This window comes from Cellulosimicrobium cellulans (assembly GCF_016907755.1).
Classification (GTDB): domain Bacteria; phylum Actinomycetota; class Actinomycetes; order Actinomycetales; family Cellulomonadaceae; genus Cellulosimicrobium; species Cellulosimicrobium cellulans_D.
The window spans coordinates 3,800,138-3,815,009 of sequence record NZ_JAFBCN010000001.1 but is presented as its reverse complement, the minus strand read 5'-3'; the positions used below and the strand labels follow the sequence as shown (position 1 = coordinate 3,815,009).

The following is a 14,872-nucleotide window of genomic DNA, read 5'->3' as shown; positions in this document are numbered from 1 at the left end:
AGGCGCCGCGCGGTCGGGGGCTCAGGCTGCGCCGGTGCGCGAGGCGAGCACGCGGCGGAACGACTCGAGCCGGGCGGCGCGGGCGGCGCGGGTCTCGTCGTCGGGGGACGCCTCGACCCACTCGTCGAGCGCGCAGTCCGGGGCGTCGTCCAGGTGGGTGCACCCGCGGGGGCAGTCCGCGGCGACGGCGTCGAGGTCCTCGAACGCGTGCAGCAGGTGGTCGACCTGCACGTGCGCGAGGCCGAACGACCGCACGCCGGGGGTGTCGATGACCCAGCCACCGCCGGGCAGGCGCAGCGCGACGGCGGACGTGGACGTGTGCCGGCCGCGGCCCGTGACGTCGTTGACGTGGCCGGTCGCGCGCTGCGCGTCGGGGACGAGGGCGTTGACGAGCGTCGACTTGCCGACGCCCGAGTGCCCGACGAACACGGACGTGCGCCCGGCCAGCGCCTCGCGCACCGCGTCGAGCGGCTCGATCGCCCAGCCGTCGGGCGCGAGGCCGTCGGGAGCGCGGCGCGTCACGACCACGGACACCCCGAGCGGCTCGTACAGCGCGCGCAGCGGGCCGGGGTCGGCGAGGTCGGCCTTGGTGAGGCACAGGAGGACGTCCATGCCGGCGTCGTACGCGGCGACGACGCACCGGTCGATCATGCGCGTGCGCGGCTCGGGCTCGGCGAGCGCGGTGACGACGACGAGCTGGTCGGCGTTGGCGACGATGACCCGCTCGTAGGGGTCGGTGTCGTCGGCCGTGCGGCGCAGCACCGACGAGCGGTCCTGGATGCGCACGATCCGCGCGAGCGACCCGTCGTCGCCGGTCACGTCCCCGACGAGGTCGACGCGGTCCCCGCACACGATGCGCGTGCGGCCGAGCTCGCGCGCCTTCATCGCGAGGACGGTGCGCTCGTCCTCCCCGGTCCTGTGGCCGGTCCCGTCGCCCGTCCCGTCGTGGTTCCCGACGAGCAGCGTGTACCGGCCGCGGTCCACGCCCGTGACGAACCCCGTGACCGCGTCCGCGTGCTCGGGCCGCTGCTTGGTGCGCGGCCGGCTGCCGTGCTTGCCGGGGCGAGAGCGGAAGTCGGACTCGTCCGGGACGCGGCGGGCCATCAGCGGGCCGCCGCCCCCGTGCCGGATCCGGTCCCGCCCCCGAGCATGCGCTCCCACATCCCCGCGAACCCGGGCAGCGTCTTGGCCGTCGTCTCGACGTTCTCCACGCCGACCCCGGGGACGCGCAGGCCGATCACGGCCGCGGACGTCGCCATGCGGTGGTCGTGATACGTGCGGAACAGCGCGCCGTGCAGGGGGCGCGGCGTGATGACGAGGCCGTCGCGCGTCTCCTCCGCCTGCCCGCCGAGGCGCGTGATCTCCGTCGCGAGCGCGGCCAGCCGGTCGGTCTCGTGCCCGCGCAGGTGCGCGATGCCGCGCAGTCGGCTGGGGGAGTCCGCGAGGGCCGCCAGCGCAGCGATCGTCGGCGCGAGCTCGCCGGCCGCGTGCAGGTCGACGTCGACGCCGCGCACCTCGCCCGTGCCCGTCACGGACAGCACGTCGCCGTCCAGGGACGCAGTCGCGCCCATCGACTCGAGCAGCTCGGGGACCATCGCGCCGGGCTGGGTCGTCGCCGTCGGCCAGCCCGTGACGCGGACGGTGCCGCCCGCGACGAGCGCCGCCGCGAGGAACGGCGCGGCGTTCGACAGGTCGGGCTCGACCTGCACGTCGCGCGCCGCGACCGGACCGGGCTCGACCCGCCAGATCGCGGGCCGCGAGTCGTCGACGACGACGCCGACCTCGCGCAGGACCTCCACGGTCATGTCGATGTGGGGCATGCTCGGCAGCGTGTGGCCGATGTGCCGCACCGTGAGGCCCTGGTCGTAGCGTGCGGCCGCGAGGAGGAGCCCGGAGACGAACTGGCTCGACGCCGACGCGTCGACGTCGACCGACCCGCCGCGCACCCGGCCGCGGCCGCGGATCGTGAAGGGGAGCGTCGTCGGCAGCCCGTCACCGTCGCCCTCGACCGGCACGTCGAGCGCGCTGAGCGCCGCGAGGACCGGGCCCATGGGGCGCACGCGCGCGCCCTCGTCGCCGTCGAACCGGACCGTGCCGTCGGCGAGCGCGGCGAGCGGCGGCAGGAAGCGCATGACGGTGCCGGCGAGGCCGCAGTCGACCTCGACCGGCCCGCGCAGCGGACCGGGGGTCACGTGCAGCGCGCTCGGCGCCGCGCCCTCCTCGACGCCGACGCCGAGCGTGCGCAGGGCGGCGATCATGAGGTCCGCGTCGCGGCTGCGCAGGGCGCCGCGCAGCGTCCCGGGGCCGTCGGCGAGCGCGGCCAGGACGAGCAGCCGGTTCGTCAGCGACTTCGACCCCGGGACCTCGACCGTCGCGTCGAGCGGCCCGCCCGCCGTGGGCGCGGCCCAGCCCTCGTCGACGGCGGGGGGCACGGACGCGGCGGAGGGCGAGGTCGTCATGGCCTCCAGGCTAGTGGAGGGACCGCGCCCGACGGCGGACGGTCCCGCCGCGCGGACGCGTCGCGACCGCGTCAGGCGACCTTCGCGCGGACGGCGGCCTCGGCGTCGTGCACGGCGCCCGCGGCGAGGGTCGCGGCGTGCTCCGCGGCCTCCTGGGCGGCCTTCGTGGCGCGCCGCGCCGAGCGCCGCGCCTCCTCGGCCGCGTGCTTCGCTGCCTTCTTCGTGGAGCGGCCCGCCTCCTTCGCCGCTCCCCGGGCCGAGGCCGAGACGTCCTTCACGGCTCCCTTCGCGCCCGCGACCACGGCCTCCTGCTTCGCCTGCTTGGCGAGCGCGAGGTCGTGCCGAGCCTGCTCGAGGCGCCACTGCACGCCGGGGCGGCCCTCGTAGTCCGCGCCCGCGATGAGTGCCGCGCCGATCGCGCCGACGTTCGCGACGAACTTCCTCGTGCGCTCGGCGCGCGCCGCCTCGCCCGGGGTGAAGGGCTGGTTGACGACCGCCAGCGGCACCGTGAGCGCGGCGAGGGTCAGGGCGGCCGTGCGAGGCGCCTTCCCGACGGCGAGGAACAACCCCGCGACGGCCGTCGCGGCCCCGTGGGCGCGCACGAGCAGCGCGACCTGCTTCTCGCTGAGCGGAGCCTCGATCCCGGCGCTCTTCTCCACGAGCTCGACGCCCGAGCGCGCGGCTCGCACGTGCTCGGCAGGCTTGAGCGCGGCCTGGAGCCCGTCGTAGACGAACCACGAGGCCAGCATGGGCCTCGCGAGGTGACGCAGCAGCATCGGTTCTCTCCTCATCGCCGGTGACTCGTCGGTGTCCGTCCCAGGTGTCCGCCCTGGGTGTCCGCCGGTCGGTCCCAGCCTGCCGCGACCGCCGGGGCGGCGCCACCCGCGGACCGTGAGGCACGCCTCACGGCGGAGCGTCAGAGCGCCCCGCCCGCGGCTTCCGGCGCGTCGGCCGACTCGCCCGCGTCGCCGATCGTCTCGCGCGCGACGAAGTTCTCGAGGTCGAACAGGTTGTCGCCCGCGCGCTGCGCGACGGTGAGCAGGGTCGTCGCCGACGCGACCTCCTCCACCTGCTCCTTGAGGAACCACAGGAGGAACTGCTCGCCGAGGGCGTCACCCTCCTCGCGCGCGGCGCGGAAGATCGCCTCGATCTGCGCCGTGACCTGCTTCTCCTGGTCGAGCGCGAGCCGCAGCGGCTCGACGACGTCCGCGAAGTCGTTGCGGACCGGGCCGGAGCCCGGGATCTCGACGGGCAGGTCCCGGTCGAGGTGGTACTGCACGATCATCATCGCGTGGTTGCGCTCCTCCACCGACTGCCGGTAGAAGTGCGCGGCGAGCTGCGGCAGGTCGTGCGCGTCGAACCACACGGCGATCGCGATGTACTGCTGGTGCGCGTCGAGCTCGTGCCCGACCTGCTCGCGCAGCAGGGTGAGGAAGCGGGACGGGGTCTGCGAGGTCGTCATGGCGCCACGCTAGCGAGGCCGCGCCCGCAGCGCTCGGGCGGGTCACCGGGCGCGGGAATGCGCGCGGGCGCGCGCGGGTTGCACCACTCGTGACCGTCCTGCTCGAGACTCCCGCACCCGCTGCCCGGGCCGCGTCGTCGACCCCCGAGGCGCCGACGGCGGACGCGGCGTTCGCCGCCGCGTGGTCGGCACCGGTCACGTCACCGGACACCCAGACGAACAGGGGACTAGGCTCGTTGTTGATGACAGAGCGAATCTCCGGCAGCGACGTCTCCGGCAGCCCCGCGACGGCGTCGGGAACGACGCCGGTCGAGGGCACGACGCTGCCCGTGGACACGACGGACGCCGAGGACACGAACCGCGCGCCGCAGACCGAGAGCGACGCCGCGCGCGCCGCGCGGTTCGAGCAGGACGCGCTGCAGTACCTCGACCAGCTGTACTCCGCGGCCCTGCGCATGACGCGCAACCCGTCGGACGCCGAGGACCTGGTGCAGGAGACGTTCGCGAAGGCGTTCGCGGCGTTCCACCAGTACCGGCCGGGCACGAACCTCAAGGCGTGGCTGTACCGCATCCTCACGAACACGTTCATCAACACGTACCGCAAGAAGCAGCGCGAGCCGCAGCAGGCGCAGACGGACGACGTCGAGGACTGGCAGATCGCGCGCGCTGCGTCGCACACCTCGCAGGGGCTGCGCTCGGCCGAGGCGGAGGCGCTCGACCGGCTGCCGGACTCGGACGTGAAGCGCGCGCTGCAGGAGCTGCCCGAGGACCGACGCATGGTCGTGTACTACGCGGACGTCGAGGGCTTCCCCTACAAGGAGATCGCGGAGATCATGGGGACACCGATCGGCACGGTCATGTCGCGTCTGCACCGAGGCAGGCGTCAGCTGCGCGAGCTGCTGGCCGACTACGCCGTGAGGCGAGGACTGGTGGGGGCCAAGACCCCCGGAGGTGAGTCGTGAGCACGTCAGAGAGCCGGATCCCGGGGCGCGGCCCCGTGGAGGAGTCGGTGACGCCCATCCCGCACTCGACGGCGGGCGAGTCGGAGTGCGAGCACGCGCTCACGCACCTCTACGAGTACCTCGACTCGGAGATGACGCCGGACGACGAGCTGCGCATGCGTGCGCACGTCGCGCACTGCTCGCCGTGCCTCGCCGAGCTGAGCGTGGAGGAGCTCGTCAAGCAGCTCGTGCGCCGCTCGTGCCACGAGAAGGCGCCGGCGGGGCTGCGGGAGCGCATCCACACGCAGCTCACGGTCATGGTCACGACGACGACGGTCGTCGAGACGCGCTGAGACCACCCGAGGCGCCCGCCACCGCGGGCAGAGCGGGTAGAAGAGCGAGAGAGGGCCCGGACCGACGTCGTCGGTCCGGGCCCTCTCGCCGTCCCCCTGGGGGGCGCGCCGTCTCAGGCGTTGGGGCGCTTGCCGTGGTTCGCGGCGTTGCCCTTGCGGCTGCGACGCTTGCGTCCGCGCTTGCTCATGGTGTTCTCCTGACGATCGGGGGAGTCCCGCCGGTCTCGGCGGGTCCAGTCCGCCCACCATCGTCCCACACGCGACCCCTTGCCACGGTCGAGCACGCGATATATCGTGTCTGGCAGAACGAGATATATCGCGAGTCTCCCACGCGACCGCCTCCATGGCGCAGGGGGCGCGACACGGACGGAGCACAGGATGACGCAGGAGAGCTGGACCGTCACCGGTCCCCAGGCCATCGACCTCGCGCGCGTGCGGACGCTCGACGCGACCGTCATCGGCGGGCGTATCGACGTCGTCGCGCACGACGACCCGACGCGCACCGACACGCGCGTCGAGGTCCACTCGGTCGTGGGCCGTCCCCTGGAGGTGCGCCTCGAGGGGACCACGCTCCGGGTCGGCTACGGGCCGTTCGTCGCGGGCTGGAAGGGCTTCCTCGAACGCTTCCGCACGTACACCGGCAAGGACGCGGCCGACGTGCACGTGGCCGTGCCGGCGACGACGACGGTCAAGGTCGCGACCGTGCAGGGCGAGGCGCTCGTCGCGGGCGTGCGCGACGGCGCCCGGCTGGCGACCGTCTCCGGCTCCGTGATGACGAGCCGCACGCGCGGCGAGCTGCGCGTCGACACGGTCTCGGGCGAGGTCTCGGCGAGCGAGCACGACGGCCCTGTCCGCATGGACTCGGTGTCCGGCGGCCTCACCGCGACCGGCGCGCTCCGTGCGCTGCGCCTCGACTCCGTCTCGGGGTCCGTCACCGTCGACACCCGCACGACCCCGTCCGAGATCACCGTCAGCGCCGTCTCCGCCGACGTGCTCGTGCGCCTGCCCGACCCCGACGCGATGGACTACGCGATCCGCTGCGTGAGCGGGCGCCTCCTCGTGGACGGCGCGGAGCAGCGCGGGTCCGCGCGCTCCTTCCACCAGCCCGCGCGGTCCGGGAAGGGCGCGCCGGTCCGGGTCTCCGCCGTCTCCGGCGACGTGACCGTCCTGCGCGGGGCGCCGGACGAGAAGTCGTGGGACGCGGCCGGGCACCCGGTCGAGGACGCCCCGGTCGATGCTGACGCTCCCGCGTGGGGGAGCCCGGGGGCTCGCGGCGCCGCGCCGTCCAGCGGGCCGGTGGACCGCTGATGGCCACCGTCTTCGCGCACGGTGAGCTCCGGCTCTACCTGCTGGCGCTCCTCGACACCGGGCCCAAGCACGGCTACGAGCTCATCACCGAGCTCTCGGAGCGGTTCGGCGGCACCTACCGGCCGAGCGCCGGGACGATCTACCCCCGCCTCGCACGGCTCGAGGACGAGGGCCTCGTGCACCGCAGCGCCGACGGTCGCAAGACGACGTACGAGCTCACTCCGGCCGGCCGCGCGGAGATCGAGGCGCGCCGCGCCGACGTCGCCGCGCTGGAGCACGGCATCGCCGAGACGGTGCGCCAGCGCGCCGAGGCGCTGCGCGCCGACGTGCAGGGCTCGCTGAAGGGACTGCGGGCCGAGCTCGCGGCCGCCGCGCAGACGGCGCGCGCGCGCCCGCGCGACGGCGAGCCCGACCCGCGGCGACGCGAGTCGTACGCGTGGCGCATGGAGGCCGAGGCGGTGCTGCAGCGCTTCCGCGAGGACGTGCGCGCCGACCTGCGCCGGGCCGACGCGGCGAGCGTCGTCTCGGAGCTCACGGTCGACACCCTGCGCACCGTGCTCGACAGCGCGCGCAAGGCCGTGCGAGCGACCCTGCCCTGACCGACGATCACGAGAACCCCTCGACGAACGACCAGCACCGCACCCCTGAACCGCAGCACCGAACGAGGAGAAGCGCATGAGCACCGAGTCCTGGGTCATCAACGCCCCCCAGACCGTCGACGTCGCCGACGTCCGGCGCGTCGTCGTCCAGCTCACCGACGGCGCGGTCGACGTCGTCGCCGACCCCGCGCGCGAGGCCGGGGCGCACCTCTACGTCAGCGAGGTGTCCGAGCGCCCGCTCCAGGTGAGCGTGCACGACGGCGAGCTGCGCGTCGGCTACGACTTCGCCGGCGTCGAGGGCCTCGTCGAGCGGGCGAAGGGCCTGCGCGACAAGGACCGCGCCGTCGTCCGGCTCACCGTCCCCGCGCACGTGCCGGTCAAGGTGACGACGGCGCGCGCCGCGGCCTCCGTCGTCGGGACGCGGGCCGACCTGTCCGTGACGACCGCGAAGGGCGCGGTGCGCGTCCAGGGAGTGTCGGGCACGGCGTCGATCAAGACGGCGACCGGTGCGGTCGACGTCAGCGAGCACGTCGGCGACGTCCACGTGAGCACCGCGTCCGGGGCGGTCACGCTCGACGGGACGCTCGGCCGGGTGTCGGTCAACACGGTGACGAGCGGTGTCGAGGTCGTGGCACGCGAGAGCACCCCGCTCGTCGACGCGCGCACCGTCTCCGGCGACGTGGCCGTGCGCCTCGGCGCCGGGTCGCCGGTCAACCTCAAGGCCCGCAGCGTCACGGGCAAGGCCGTGCTCGACGGCGTCCGCCTGGACTCCGCCGCGCAGCGCACGACGTCGGTCGACCACGTCGACCAGCCGGGCGCGGGCGGCGCGTACGTCTCGGCGAACACCGTCTCGGGCGACCTCACGGTCTCGCGCGGCTGACGCCGACGCGCCGACGGCCCGCCGTCCCAGGAGTGGTCCTGGGGCGACGGGCCGTCGTCGTGCGTGGTGGGTTCAGACCGTGTCGTCCGGCAGGCCCAGCCACGCGTGCCAGCCCGTGTGCAGGACGAGCCAGGCCATGAGCCCGTAGCCCGCCTGCCCGGGGAAGCCGTTGCCGCTCTGCGCGAGGTCGGCGAGCCACTGCTCGTGCGTGACGAGCGGGCTGAAGGTGTCGACGTACGGCACGCGGCGCCGGTTCGCGACGTCGGAGAAGGCGTGCGAGAGCTCGGCGAGCCGGTCGGCGTCCTGCGCGTGGCCCGGCGGGGGGCCCACGACGAACGTCGGCAGGCGGTGCGACTCCGCGACGTCGAGCACGTTCGCCAGGTTGAGGCGCGAGCGCGCGACCGACAGCCCTGCGTCGAGGTCGTGGCGGCCGAGGCCGATGACGAGGCGGTTGTCCACGTCCGGCTCCTGGGCGAACCGTCGCGCGGTCTCCGCCTCCCAGCGCTGGCTGAGCGCCGTCGTCGTCTCGCCGGGGATGGCGAGCGGGAACACGTACGCCGGCTGGGGGAAGCGCGTGCGCGCGACGACGCGCCCCGCCCACCCCAGGGCCTTCGCGTCGCCGACGCCGGCGCTCAGCTCGTCGCCGACGACGCAGATCCGTACCTCACGACTCACGGCGTCCTCCACGGGCGCCATTCTCCCCGACGTGGGCGGCGTGGGTCGAAACCGCCTCGTGGGCCCGGCGTGTCCAGCCGGGCATATCGGACGGACCGCCCACGACCTGACAGGTCAGAGCAGCGTCGCGCCCCAGGTGACCTCGTGCGAGGCGCCCGACTCGAGGCGCACGAGGCGCTCACCGGTGCGGAACGCGTCCGCGATGCAGCTCATCGGCTCCGCGGCGACGCCGGACCGGCGGAACGCGACGTCCCCGACGTGGTCGCCCGTGCAGACCTGCCAGGTGTCCATCGAGCCGTCCATCCAGACGGCGGACGTGCGGCCGTCGGGAGCTGCGAGCCGCATCCAGGACAGGCCGTCGGCGTCGCGCAGCACGTCGACGTACGCGTCGTCCAGGTCGACGCCCGCGAGCTGGCGCGGCTCGCGCAGGTCGTAGCTCCCCGCGACGGGCTCGGTGCCGGTGGGCAGGAGCCGGTCGTCGGTCGTGACGCGCGTCGCGGCGTCGAGGCGCAGCGTGCACTCGTCGAGGTTCGCGCCGTCGGCGGAGAGCCACGGGTGGAAGCCGATGCCGTAGGGAGCCGTCGTCGCGCCGACGTTGGTGGTCCGCACGTGGACGCGCAGCCCGGCGTCGTCGAGCGAGTAGGTGACGCGCGTGACGAGGTCGAACGGGTAGCCGGGCGAGGGCGGCAGGTGCAGCTCGAGCGTCGCGCGCGCGGCCTCGTGCTCGACGACGACCCAGCGCTGCCAGCACGCGAGCCCGTGCAGGGCGGTGCTGCGGTCGTGCTCCGACACGGGCACCTGGTACGTGGTGCCGTCCACCTCGTACGCGCCGTCCCGCAGCCGGTTGGGCCAGGGGAGCAGGACCGCGCCGTTGAACGCGGGTGCGACCTCGTCCTCCGCGAAGGGGGTGAAGACGGGCCGGCCGCCGACCGCGTACTCGCGCACGGCCGCGCCCACCTCGGTGATCGTCGCTGCGTGCTCGCCGTGGGCGATGCGGACCTGGGTCCCCGAGGGGGCATGGGTGTTCACGCTCACATACGGTACTCGGCGTGCGAGGGTGCGCGATGCGCTCTCGGCAGTCAGACTCGGTGCCCGGGTGTGTCTCCCGGCGCACCCGACGCAGCACGAGGAGGAACGATGGAACGACAGGTGCTCGGACGCACGGGACGGCTCGTCTCGGTCGTCGGACTGGGAACCTGGCAGCTCGGCGCCGACTGGGGCGACGTGAGCGAGGACGACGCGCGCGCCGTGCTCGACGCCTCCGCCGAGGCCGGCGTGACGTTCTTCGACACCGCCGACGTCTACGGCGACGGGCGCAGCGAGCAGATCATCGGCGGCTACCTCGCGGACAACCCGGGCCACGCGATCACGGTCGCGACCAAGATGGGGCGCCGCGAGGACCAGGACGCGGACAACTTCACGCTCGCGAAGTTCCGCGAGTGGACCGACCGGTCGCGTCGGAACCTGCGGACCGACCGCCTCGACCTCGTCCAGCTCCACTGCCCCCCGACGGCGGTCTACTCGCGCGACGAGGTCTACGACGGCCTCGACACGCTCGTCGCCGAGGGCGCGATCGCGAGCTACGGCGTGAGCGTCGAGACCGTCGACGAGGCGCTCACCGCCATCGCGCGCCACGGCGTCGCGACCGTGCAGATCATCCTCAACGCGTTCCGGCTCAAGCCCCTCGACGCCGTCCTGCCCGCGGCGTCCGCCGCCGGGGTCGGTGTCATCGCGCGCGTGCCGCTCGCGTCCGGGTTGCTGTCCGGGAAGTACACGAAGGACACCACCTTCGCGGCCGACGACCACCGGACGTACAACCGCGACGGGAGCGCGTTCGACGTCGGCGAGACGTTCTCGGGCGTCGACTTCGAGACGGGTGTCCAGGCGGCGGGCGAGTTCACCACGCTCGTGCAGGACGTCGTCGGGCAGGTGCTCACGCCCGCCCAGGTCGCGATCGCGTGGGTCTGGCAGCAGCCCGGCGTGTCGACCGTCATCCCCGGCGCGCGCAACGTCGAGCAGGCGCGCTCGAACGCCGCCGCGGGCGACGCGGACGTCCTCGGCCCGCTCTTCACCTCGGGCGTCCGCGAGATCTACGACGAGCACCTGCGCGCGAAGATCCACGACCGCTGGTGACCCGCGAGGTCGACCCGCACGTCGCCAGGTCGATCCTCTGAGGGTCGATCTCGGACGCCCGGGTCGGTCTCGGCGGGGACGGCCCCCGAGCTCCCGGCACGACCGCGCCGTGCGCACGACGACGAAGGCCCCCTCCGTGCGGAGGGGGCCTTCGTCGTGTCCAGGGCCGGAGCCCGGCGAGGTCAGCGGGCGAACGCCTGCTCGAGGAGCACGGCCTGCTGGGCCTGGTGCTTCTTCGCCGTGCCGGCGGCGGTCGACGCCGACGCCGGGCGGGAGACGACGCTCACGCGCGGCAGGTCCTCGGGCAGGTTGATGTGCACGAACGACCAGGCGCCCTGGTTCTCGGGCTCGTCCTGGACCCACACGACCTCGGCGCCCGGGTACTTCGCGAGCTCGGCGCGGATGCCGTCGACGTCGAGCGGGTAGAGCTGCTCGAGGCGGACGAGCGCCACGCCCTCGTCGCCGCGCTTGGTGCGCTCGGCGAGGAGGTCGTAGTACACGCGGCCCGTGCTGAGGAGCACGCGGTCGACCTTCGCCGGGTCGACCGTCGCGTCCGGGATGACGGGCTGGAACGTGCCGGTCGTGAAGTCCTCGACGCTCGACGCGGCGGCCTTGAGGCGCAGGAGCTGCTTGGGCGTGAACACGACGAGCGGACGGCGCGGGCGGGCGTACGCCTGCTGGCGCAGCAGGTGGAAGTACGACGCGGGCGTCGACGGCTGCGCGATGGTCATGTTGTCCTCGGCCGCGAGCTGCAGGAACCGCTCGATGCGCGCGGACGAGTGGTCCGGCCCCTGGCCCTCGTAGCCGTGGGGGAGGAGCATGACGACCGACGAGTACTGGCCCCACTTCTGCTCGGCGGACGAGATGAACTCGTCGATCACCGTCTGGGCGCCGTTGACGAAGTCGCCGAACTGCGCCTCCCACAGCACGAGCGCGTCGGGGCGCTCGACCGAGTAGCCGTACTCGAACCCGAGCGCGGCGTACTCGGACAGGGACGAGTCGTAGACCCAGAACTTCGCCTGGTCCGCGGACAGGTAGAGCAGCGGCGTCCACTCGGCGCCGGTCTCGCGGTCGTGGAGGACGGCGTGGCGCTGCACGAACGTGCCGCGGCGCGAGTCCTGCCCGGCGAGGCGGACGGGCGTGCCCTCCGCGAGGAGCGAGCCGAACGCGGCGAGCTCGCCGAAGCCCCAGTCGATGCCGCCGTCGACGGACATCTGCCGGCGCTTCTCGAGGAGCTGCGCGAGCTTGGGGTGGACGGTGAAGCCCTCGGGCGGGGCGACGTGGACCTGACCGACGCGCTCGAGGACCGAGCGGTCGATCGCCGTCTTCCAGCCGACCATCGTGCCGGCGTCCTCGAGCTGGGACTCCGGGCGCTCGAGACCGGCGACCGGCTCGCGGTCCGCGGCGGGCGTGAAGCCGCCCTCCTTGGTCTCGGTGAAGACGCGCTCGAGCTGGGCCTGGTAGTCCTGGAGGACGTGCTCGGCCTCCTCGAGCGTGATGTCGCCGCGCGCGACGAGGTTCTCGGTGTACAGCTTGCGCACCGAGCGCTTCGCCTCGATGAGGTTGTACATGAGCGGCTGCGTCATCGAGGGGTCGTCGCCCTCGTTGTGACCACGGCGGCGGTAGCAGATCATGTCGATGATCACGTCGCGGTCGAACTGCTCGCGGAACGCGAACGCGAGCTCGGCGACGCGCACGCACGCCTCGGGGTCGTCGCCGTTCACGTGGAAGATCGGGACCTGGTAGCCCTTGGCGACGTCGGTCGCGTAGGTCGTCGAGCGCGACGACGACGGGCCCGTGGTGAAGCCGACCTGGTTGTTGATGATGACGTGCACGGTGCCGCCGGTGCGGTACCCGCGCAGCTGCGCGAGGTTGAGCACCTCGGGCACGACGCCCTGGCCCGCGAAGGCCGCGTCGCCGTGGATGAGGATCGGCAGCACGGAGAAGCCGTCGCCGCCCAGGTCGATGCGGTCCTGCTTGGCGCGCACGATGCCCTCGAGCACCGGGTCGACCGCCTCGAGGTGCGAGGGGTTCGCCGCGAGGTAGACCTTCGTCGTCGCGCCGGTCTCGGCCGTGAAGACGCCCTCGGTGCCGAGGTGGTACTTCACGTCGCCCGAGCCCTGGACGCTCTTCGGGTCGAGGTTGCCCTCGAACTCCGCGAAGATCTGCGCGTAGCTCTTGCCCGCGATGTTGGCGAGCACGTTGAGCCGCCCGCGGTGCGCCATGCCGATGCCGACCTCGTCGAGGCCGTTCTCCGCGGCCTTCGACAGGATCGCGTCGAGCAGCGGGATGAGCGCCTCCCCGCCCTCGAGCGAGAAGCGCTTCTGCCCGACGAACTTCGTCTGCAGGAACGTCTCGAACGCCTCGGCGGAGTTGAGGCGGCGCAGGATGCGGAGCTGGTCCTCGCGCGGCGTGCGCGCGTACCCGGACTCGAGGCGCTCCTGGAGCCACTTGCGCTGCGTGCGGTCGGCCAGGTGCATGTACTCCACGCCGACGGTGCGGCAGTAGGAGTCGCGCAGCAGGCCGAGGATGTCGCGCAGCGTCGACTTGGTGCGGCCGCCGAACCCGCCCGTGGGGAACGTGCGGTCGAGGTCCCACAGCGTCATGCCGTGGTTCTGGATGTCCAGGTCGCCGTGCTTGCGCTGGCGGTACGCGAGCGGGTCGGTGTCGGCCATGAGGTGGCCGCGCGAGCGGTAGGAGTGGACCAGCTCGGCGATCTTGGCGGGCTTGGCCGCCTCGATCTCGGCGTCCGTCGTGTTGTCGCGGACCCAGCGCACCGGCTCGTACGGGATGCGCAGCGCGGCGAACACGCGGTCGTAGAAGCCGTCCTCGCCGAGGAGCTTCTGCGACAGGATCCGCAGGAACTCGCCCGACTGCGCGCCCTGGATGATGCGGTGGTCGTAGGTCGACGTGATCGTCAGGACCTTCGAGATGCCCAGGCGCGCGAGGCGCTCGGTCGAGGCGCCCGCGAACTCGGCGGGGTAGTCCATCGCGCCGACGCCGATGATCGTGCCCTGACCCGCCATGAGGCGTGGGACCGAGTGCACGGTGCCGATGCCGCCGGGGTTGGTGAGCGAGATCGTGGTCCCGGCGAAGTCGTCGACGCCGAGCTTGCCGCCGCGCGCGCGACGCACGAGGTCCTCGTAGGCCGCCCAGAACTGGGCGAAGTCCATCGACTCGGCCTTCTTGATGCTCGGCACGAGGAGCTGGCGCGACCCGTCCGGCTTGGCGAGGTCGATCGCGAGGCCGAAGTTGACGTGCGCGGGGTGGTTCACCGCGGGCTTGCCGTCGAGCTGCGTGTAGCTCGCGTTCATGACCGGCATGTCCGCCAGCGCCTCGACGAGCGCGAACCCGATGAGGTGCGTGAACGAGATCTTGCCGCCGCGGCCGCGCGCGAGGTGGTTGTTGATGACGATCCGGTTGTCGACCATGAGCTTGGCCGGCACCGCGCGCACCGACGTCGCCGTCGGCACCTGGATGCTGGCCTCCATGTTCGTCACGACGCGAGCCGCGGGACCGCGGAGCTTCTGCACGTCGTCGCCGACGGTCTCCGCCTCGGCCTCCGGCGCGCCGGCGACCTTGCGGGCCGGGACCTGCGCGTACGGCGCGGTCGCGGGCTGGGCCGTCGCGACGGGCCGGGTCGCCAGGACCGCCTCGGCGGCGGCGTTGACCTCGGGGTCGGCCGGGAGCTTCGGGGGCTTGACGCGCTGCGCCGCCTCGGCGGCGGCCGAGCCGTCCGTCACCGCGGCCGGCACGACGGGGGCTGCCGGAGCCGCGGCGGGCGCAGCGGGAGCGCCGTTCACGGGCGCCGACGGCGCGCCGGCCGTCGTCGTGGCTGTCTCGGCACGCTCCGCCGGACGGTAGTCCTCGAAGAAGTCCCACCACGCGGGGTCCACCGCGTTCTTGTCCTGGAGGTACTGCTCGTACAGCTCGTCGACGAGCCACTCGTTCGCTCCGAACACGGAGCTTGCGTCGCTGATCGCCTCTGACTCAGCCTTCGGGGACACGCGAGGATCGCCCACTTTCACACACAGGTCGCTGTCGGTCACAGTCTGCGAGCAG

14 protein-coding genes are annotated in these 14,872 nt (G+C 73.6%); 6 read left to right on the top strand and 8 right to left on the bottom strand.

Annotated features, from left to right (window positions below):
• Positions 1–21: 21 nt before the first annotated feature.
• The 4 genes from rsgA to JOE63_RS16550 form a co-directional block, all read right to left on the bottom strand.
• Positions 22–1,104 carry a ribosome small subunit-dependent GTPase A gene (gene rsgA, locus JOE63_RS16565; protein WP_087472468.1) on the bottom strand — a complete coding sequence of 361 codons (1,083 nt, stop codon included), beginning with the start codon at positions 1,102–1,104 and terminating at the stop codon, positions 22–24.
• Positions 1,104–2,459: a 3-phosphoshikimate 1-carboxyvinyltransferase gene (gene aroA, locus JOE63_RS16560; protein WP_204542664.1), complete on the bottom strand. Its 1,356-nt coding sequence runs from the start codon at positions 2,457–2,459 to the stop codon at positions 1,104–1,106. Before aroA ends, rsgA begins: the two co-directional genes overlap by 1 nt.
• A 71-nt stretch (positions 2,460–2,530) precedes the next feature.
• The gene (locus JOE63_RS16555; RefSeq protein WP_204542663.1) at positions 2,531–3,235 is read right to left on the bottom strand and encodes a DoxX family membrane protein; all 705 of its coding nucleotides are present in this window, start codon (positions 3,233–3,235) and stop codon (positions 2,531–2,533) included.
• Between the two features lie 140 nt (positions 3,236–3,375).
• Positions 3,376–3,921: a ferritin gene (locus JOE63_RS16550; RefSeq protein ID WP_087469543.1), complete on the bottom strand. Its 546-nt coding sequence runs from the start codon at positions 3,919–3,921 to the stop codon at positions 3,376–3,378.
• A gap of 242 nt (positions 3,922–4,163) precedes the next feature.
• Here JOE63_RS16550 and JOE63_RS16545 point away from each other — a divergent pair, with 242 nt between their 5' ends.
• A complete protein-coding gene (locus tag JOE63_RS16545) occupies positions 4,164–4,883 on the top strand; it encodes a sigma-70 family RNA polymerase sigma factor (protein WP_239576732.1) in 720 nt (239 codons plus the stop codon).
• The gene (gene rsrA, locus JOE63_RS16540; protein ID WP_244286228.1) at positions 4,880–5,215 is read left to right on the top strand and encodes a mycothiol system anti-sigma-R factor; all 336 of its coding nucleotides are present in this window, start codon (positions 4,880–4,882) and stop codon (positions 5,213–5,215) included. Before JOE63_RS16545 ends, rsrA begins: the two co-directional genes overlap by 4 nt.
• Positions 5,216–5,328: 113 nt before the next feature.
• On the opposite strand, the gene JOE63_RS21810 is transcribed toward rsrA, so the two are convergent.
• Positions 5,329–5,403: a 50S ribosomal protein bL37 gene (locus JOE63_RS21810; RefSeq protein ID WP_099052597.1), complete on the bottom strand. Its 75-nt coding sequence runs from the start codon at positions 5,401–5,403 to the stop codon at positions 5,329–5,331.
• Between the two features lie 190 nt (positions 5,404–5,593).
• Between JOE63_RS21810 and JOE63_RS16535 the strand changes: the two genes are divergently transcribed.
• From JOE63_RS16535 to JOE63_RS16525, 3 genes are all read left to right on the top strand, one after another.
• Positions 5,594–6,523 (top strand): DUF4097 family beta strand repeat-containing protein, encoded by a 930-nt coding sequence (locus tag JOE63_RS16535; RefSeq protein ID WP_204542661.1) that lies wholly within the window; start codon positions 5,594–5,596, stop codon positions 6,521–6,523.
• On the top strand, positions 6,523–7,122 hold the full coding sequence (locus JOE63_RS16530) for a PadR family transcriptional regulator (RefSeq protein ID WP_087472465.1): 600 nt from the start codon (positions 6,523–6,525) through the stop codon (positions 7,120–7,122). Before JOE63_RS16535 ends, JOE63_RS16530 begins: the two co-directional genes overlap by 1 nt.
• A gap of 76 nt (positions 7,123–7,198) precedes the next feature.
• A complete protein-coding gene (locus tag JOE63_RS16525) occupies positions 7,199–8,002 on the top strand; it encodes a DUF4097 family beta strand repeat-containing protein (RefSeq protein WP_087469541.1) in 804 nt (267 codons plus the stop codon).
• Positions 8,003–8,074: 72 nt separating this feature from the next.
• Here the strand turns inward: JOE63_RS16525 and JOE63_RS16520 are convergent, their stop codons facing one another.
• Positions 8,075–8,698: a GDSL-type esterase/lipase family protein gene (locus JOE63_RS16520; RefSeq protein ID WP_087469540.1), complete on the bottom strand. Its 624-nt coding sequence runs from the start codon at positions 8,696–8,698 to the stop codon at positions 8,075–8,077.
• A gap of 93 nt (positions 8,699–8,791) precedes the next feature.
• Complete coding sequence (locus tag JOE63_RS16515) at positions 8,792–9,706, bottom strand: aldose 1-epimerase family protein (RefSeq protein WP_307840173.1); 915 nt, start codon at positions 9,704–9,706, stop codon at positions 8,792–8,794.
• A gap of 108 nt (positions 9,707–9,814) precedes the next feature.
• Here JOE63_RS16515 and JOE63_RS16510 point away from each other — a divergent pair, with 108 nt between their 5' ends.
• Complete coding sequence (locus JOE63_RS16510) at positions 9,815–10,810, top strand: aldo/keto reductase (RefSeq protein WP_204542657.1); 996 nt, start codon at positions 9,815–9,817, stop codon at positions 10,808–10,810.
• A 182-nt stretch (positions 10,811–10,992) separates the two neighbouring features.
• Here the strand turns inward: JOE63_RS16510 and JOE63_RS16505 are convergent, their stop codons facing one another.
• The gene (locus JOE63_RS16505; RefSeq protein ID WP_244286225.1) at positions 10,993–14,772 is read right to left on the bottom strand and encodes a multifunctional oxoglutarate decarboxylase/oxoglutarate dehydrogenase thiamine pyrophosphate-binding subunit/dihydrolipoyllysine-residue succinyltransferase subunit; all 3,780 of its coding nucleotides are present in this window, start codon (positions 14,770–14,772) and stop codon (positions 10,993–10,995) included.
• Positions 14,773–14,872 lie beyond the last annotated feature (100 nt).

Bases quoted from the DNA above. Each gene is read 5' to 3' on its own strand.
- JOE63_RS16550 (WP_087469543.1), bottom strand. From the start codon at position 3,921: ATGACGACCTCGCAGACCCCGTCCCGCTTCCTCACCCTGCTGCGCGAG.
- JOE63_RS16510 (WP_204542657.1), top strand. From the start codon at position 9,815: ATGGAACGACAGGTGCTCGGACGCACGGGACGGCTCGTCTCGGTCGTC.
- aroA (WP_204542664.1), bottom strand. From the start codon at position 2,459: ATGACGACCTCGCCCTCCGCCGCGTCCGTGCCCCCCGCCGTCGACGAG.
- JOE63_RS16555 (WP_204542663.1), bottom strand. From the start codon at position 3,235: ATGCTGCTGCGTCACCTCGCGAGGCCCATGCTGGCCTCGTGGTTCGTC.
- JOE63_RS16520 (WP_087469540.1), bottom strand. From the start codon at position 8,698: ATGGCGCCCGTGGAGGACGCCGTGAGTCGTGAGGTACGGATCTGCGTC.
- JOE63_RS16530 (WP_087472465.1), top strand. From the start codon at position 6,523: ATGGCCACCGTCTTCGCGCACGGTGAGCTCCGGCTCTACCTGCTGGCG.
- JOE63_RS16525 (WP_087469541.1), top strand. From the start codon at position 7,199: ATGAGCACCGAGTCCTGGGTCATCAACGCCCCCCAGACCGTCGACGTC.
- JOE63_RS16535 (WP_204542661.1), top strand. From the start codon at position 5,594: ATGACGCAGGAGAGCTGGACCGTCACCGGTCCCCAGGCCATCGACCTC.
- rsgA (WP_087472468.1), bottom strand. From the start codon at position 1,104: ATGGCCCGCCGCGTCCCGGACGAGTCCGACTTCCGCTCTCGCCCCGGC.
- JOE63_RS16545 (WP_239576732.1), top strand. From the start codon at position 4,164: ATGACAGAGCGAATCTCCGGCAGCGACGTCTCCGGCAGCCCCGCGACG.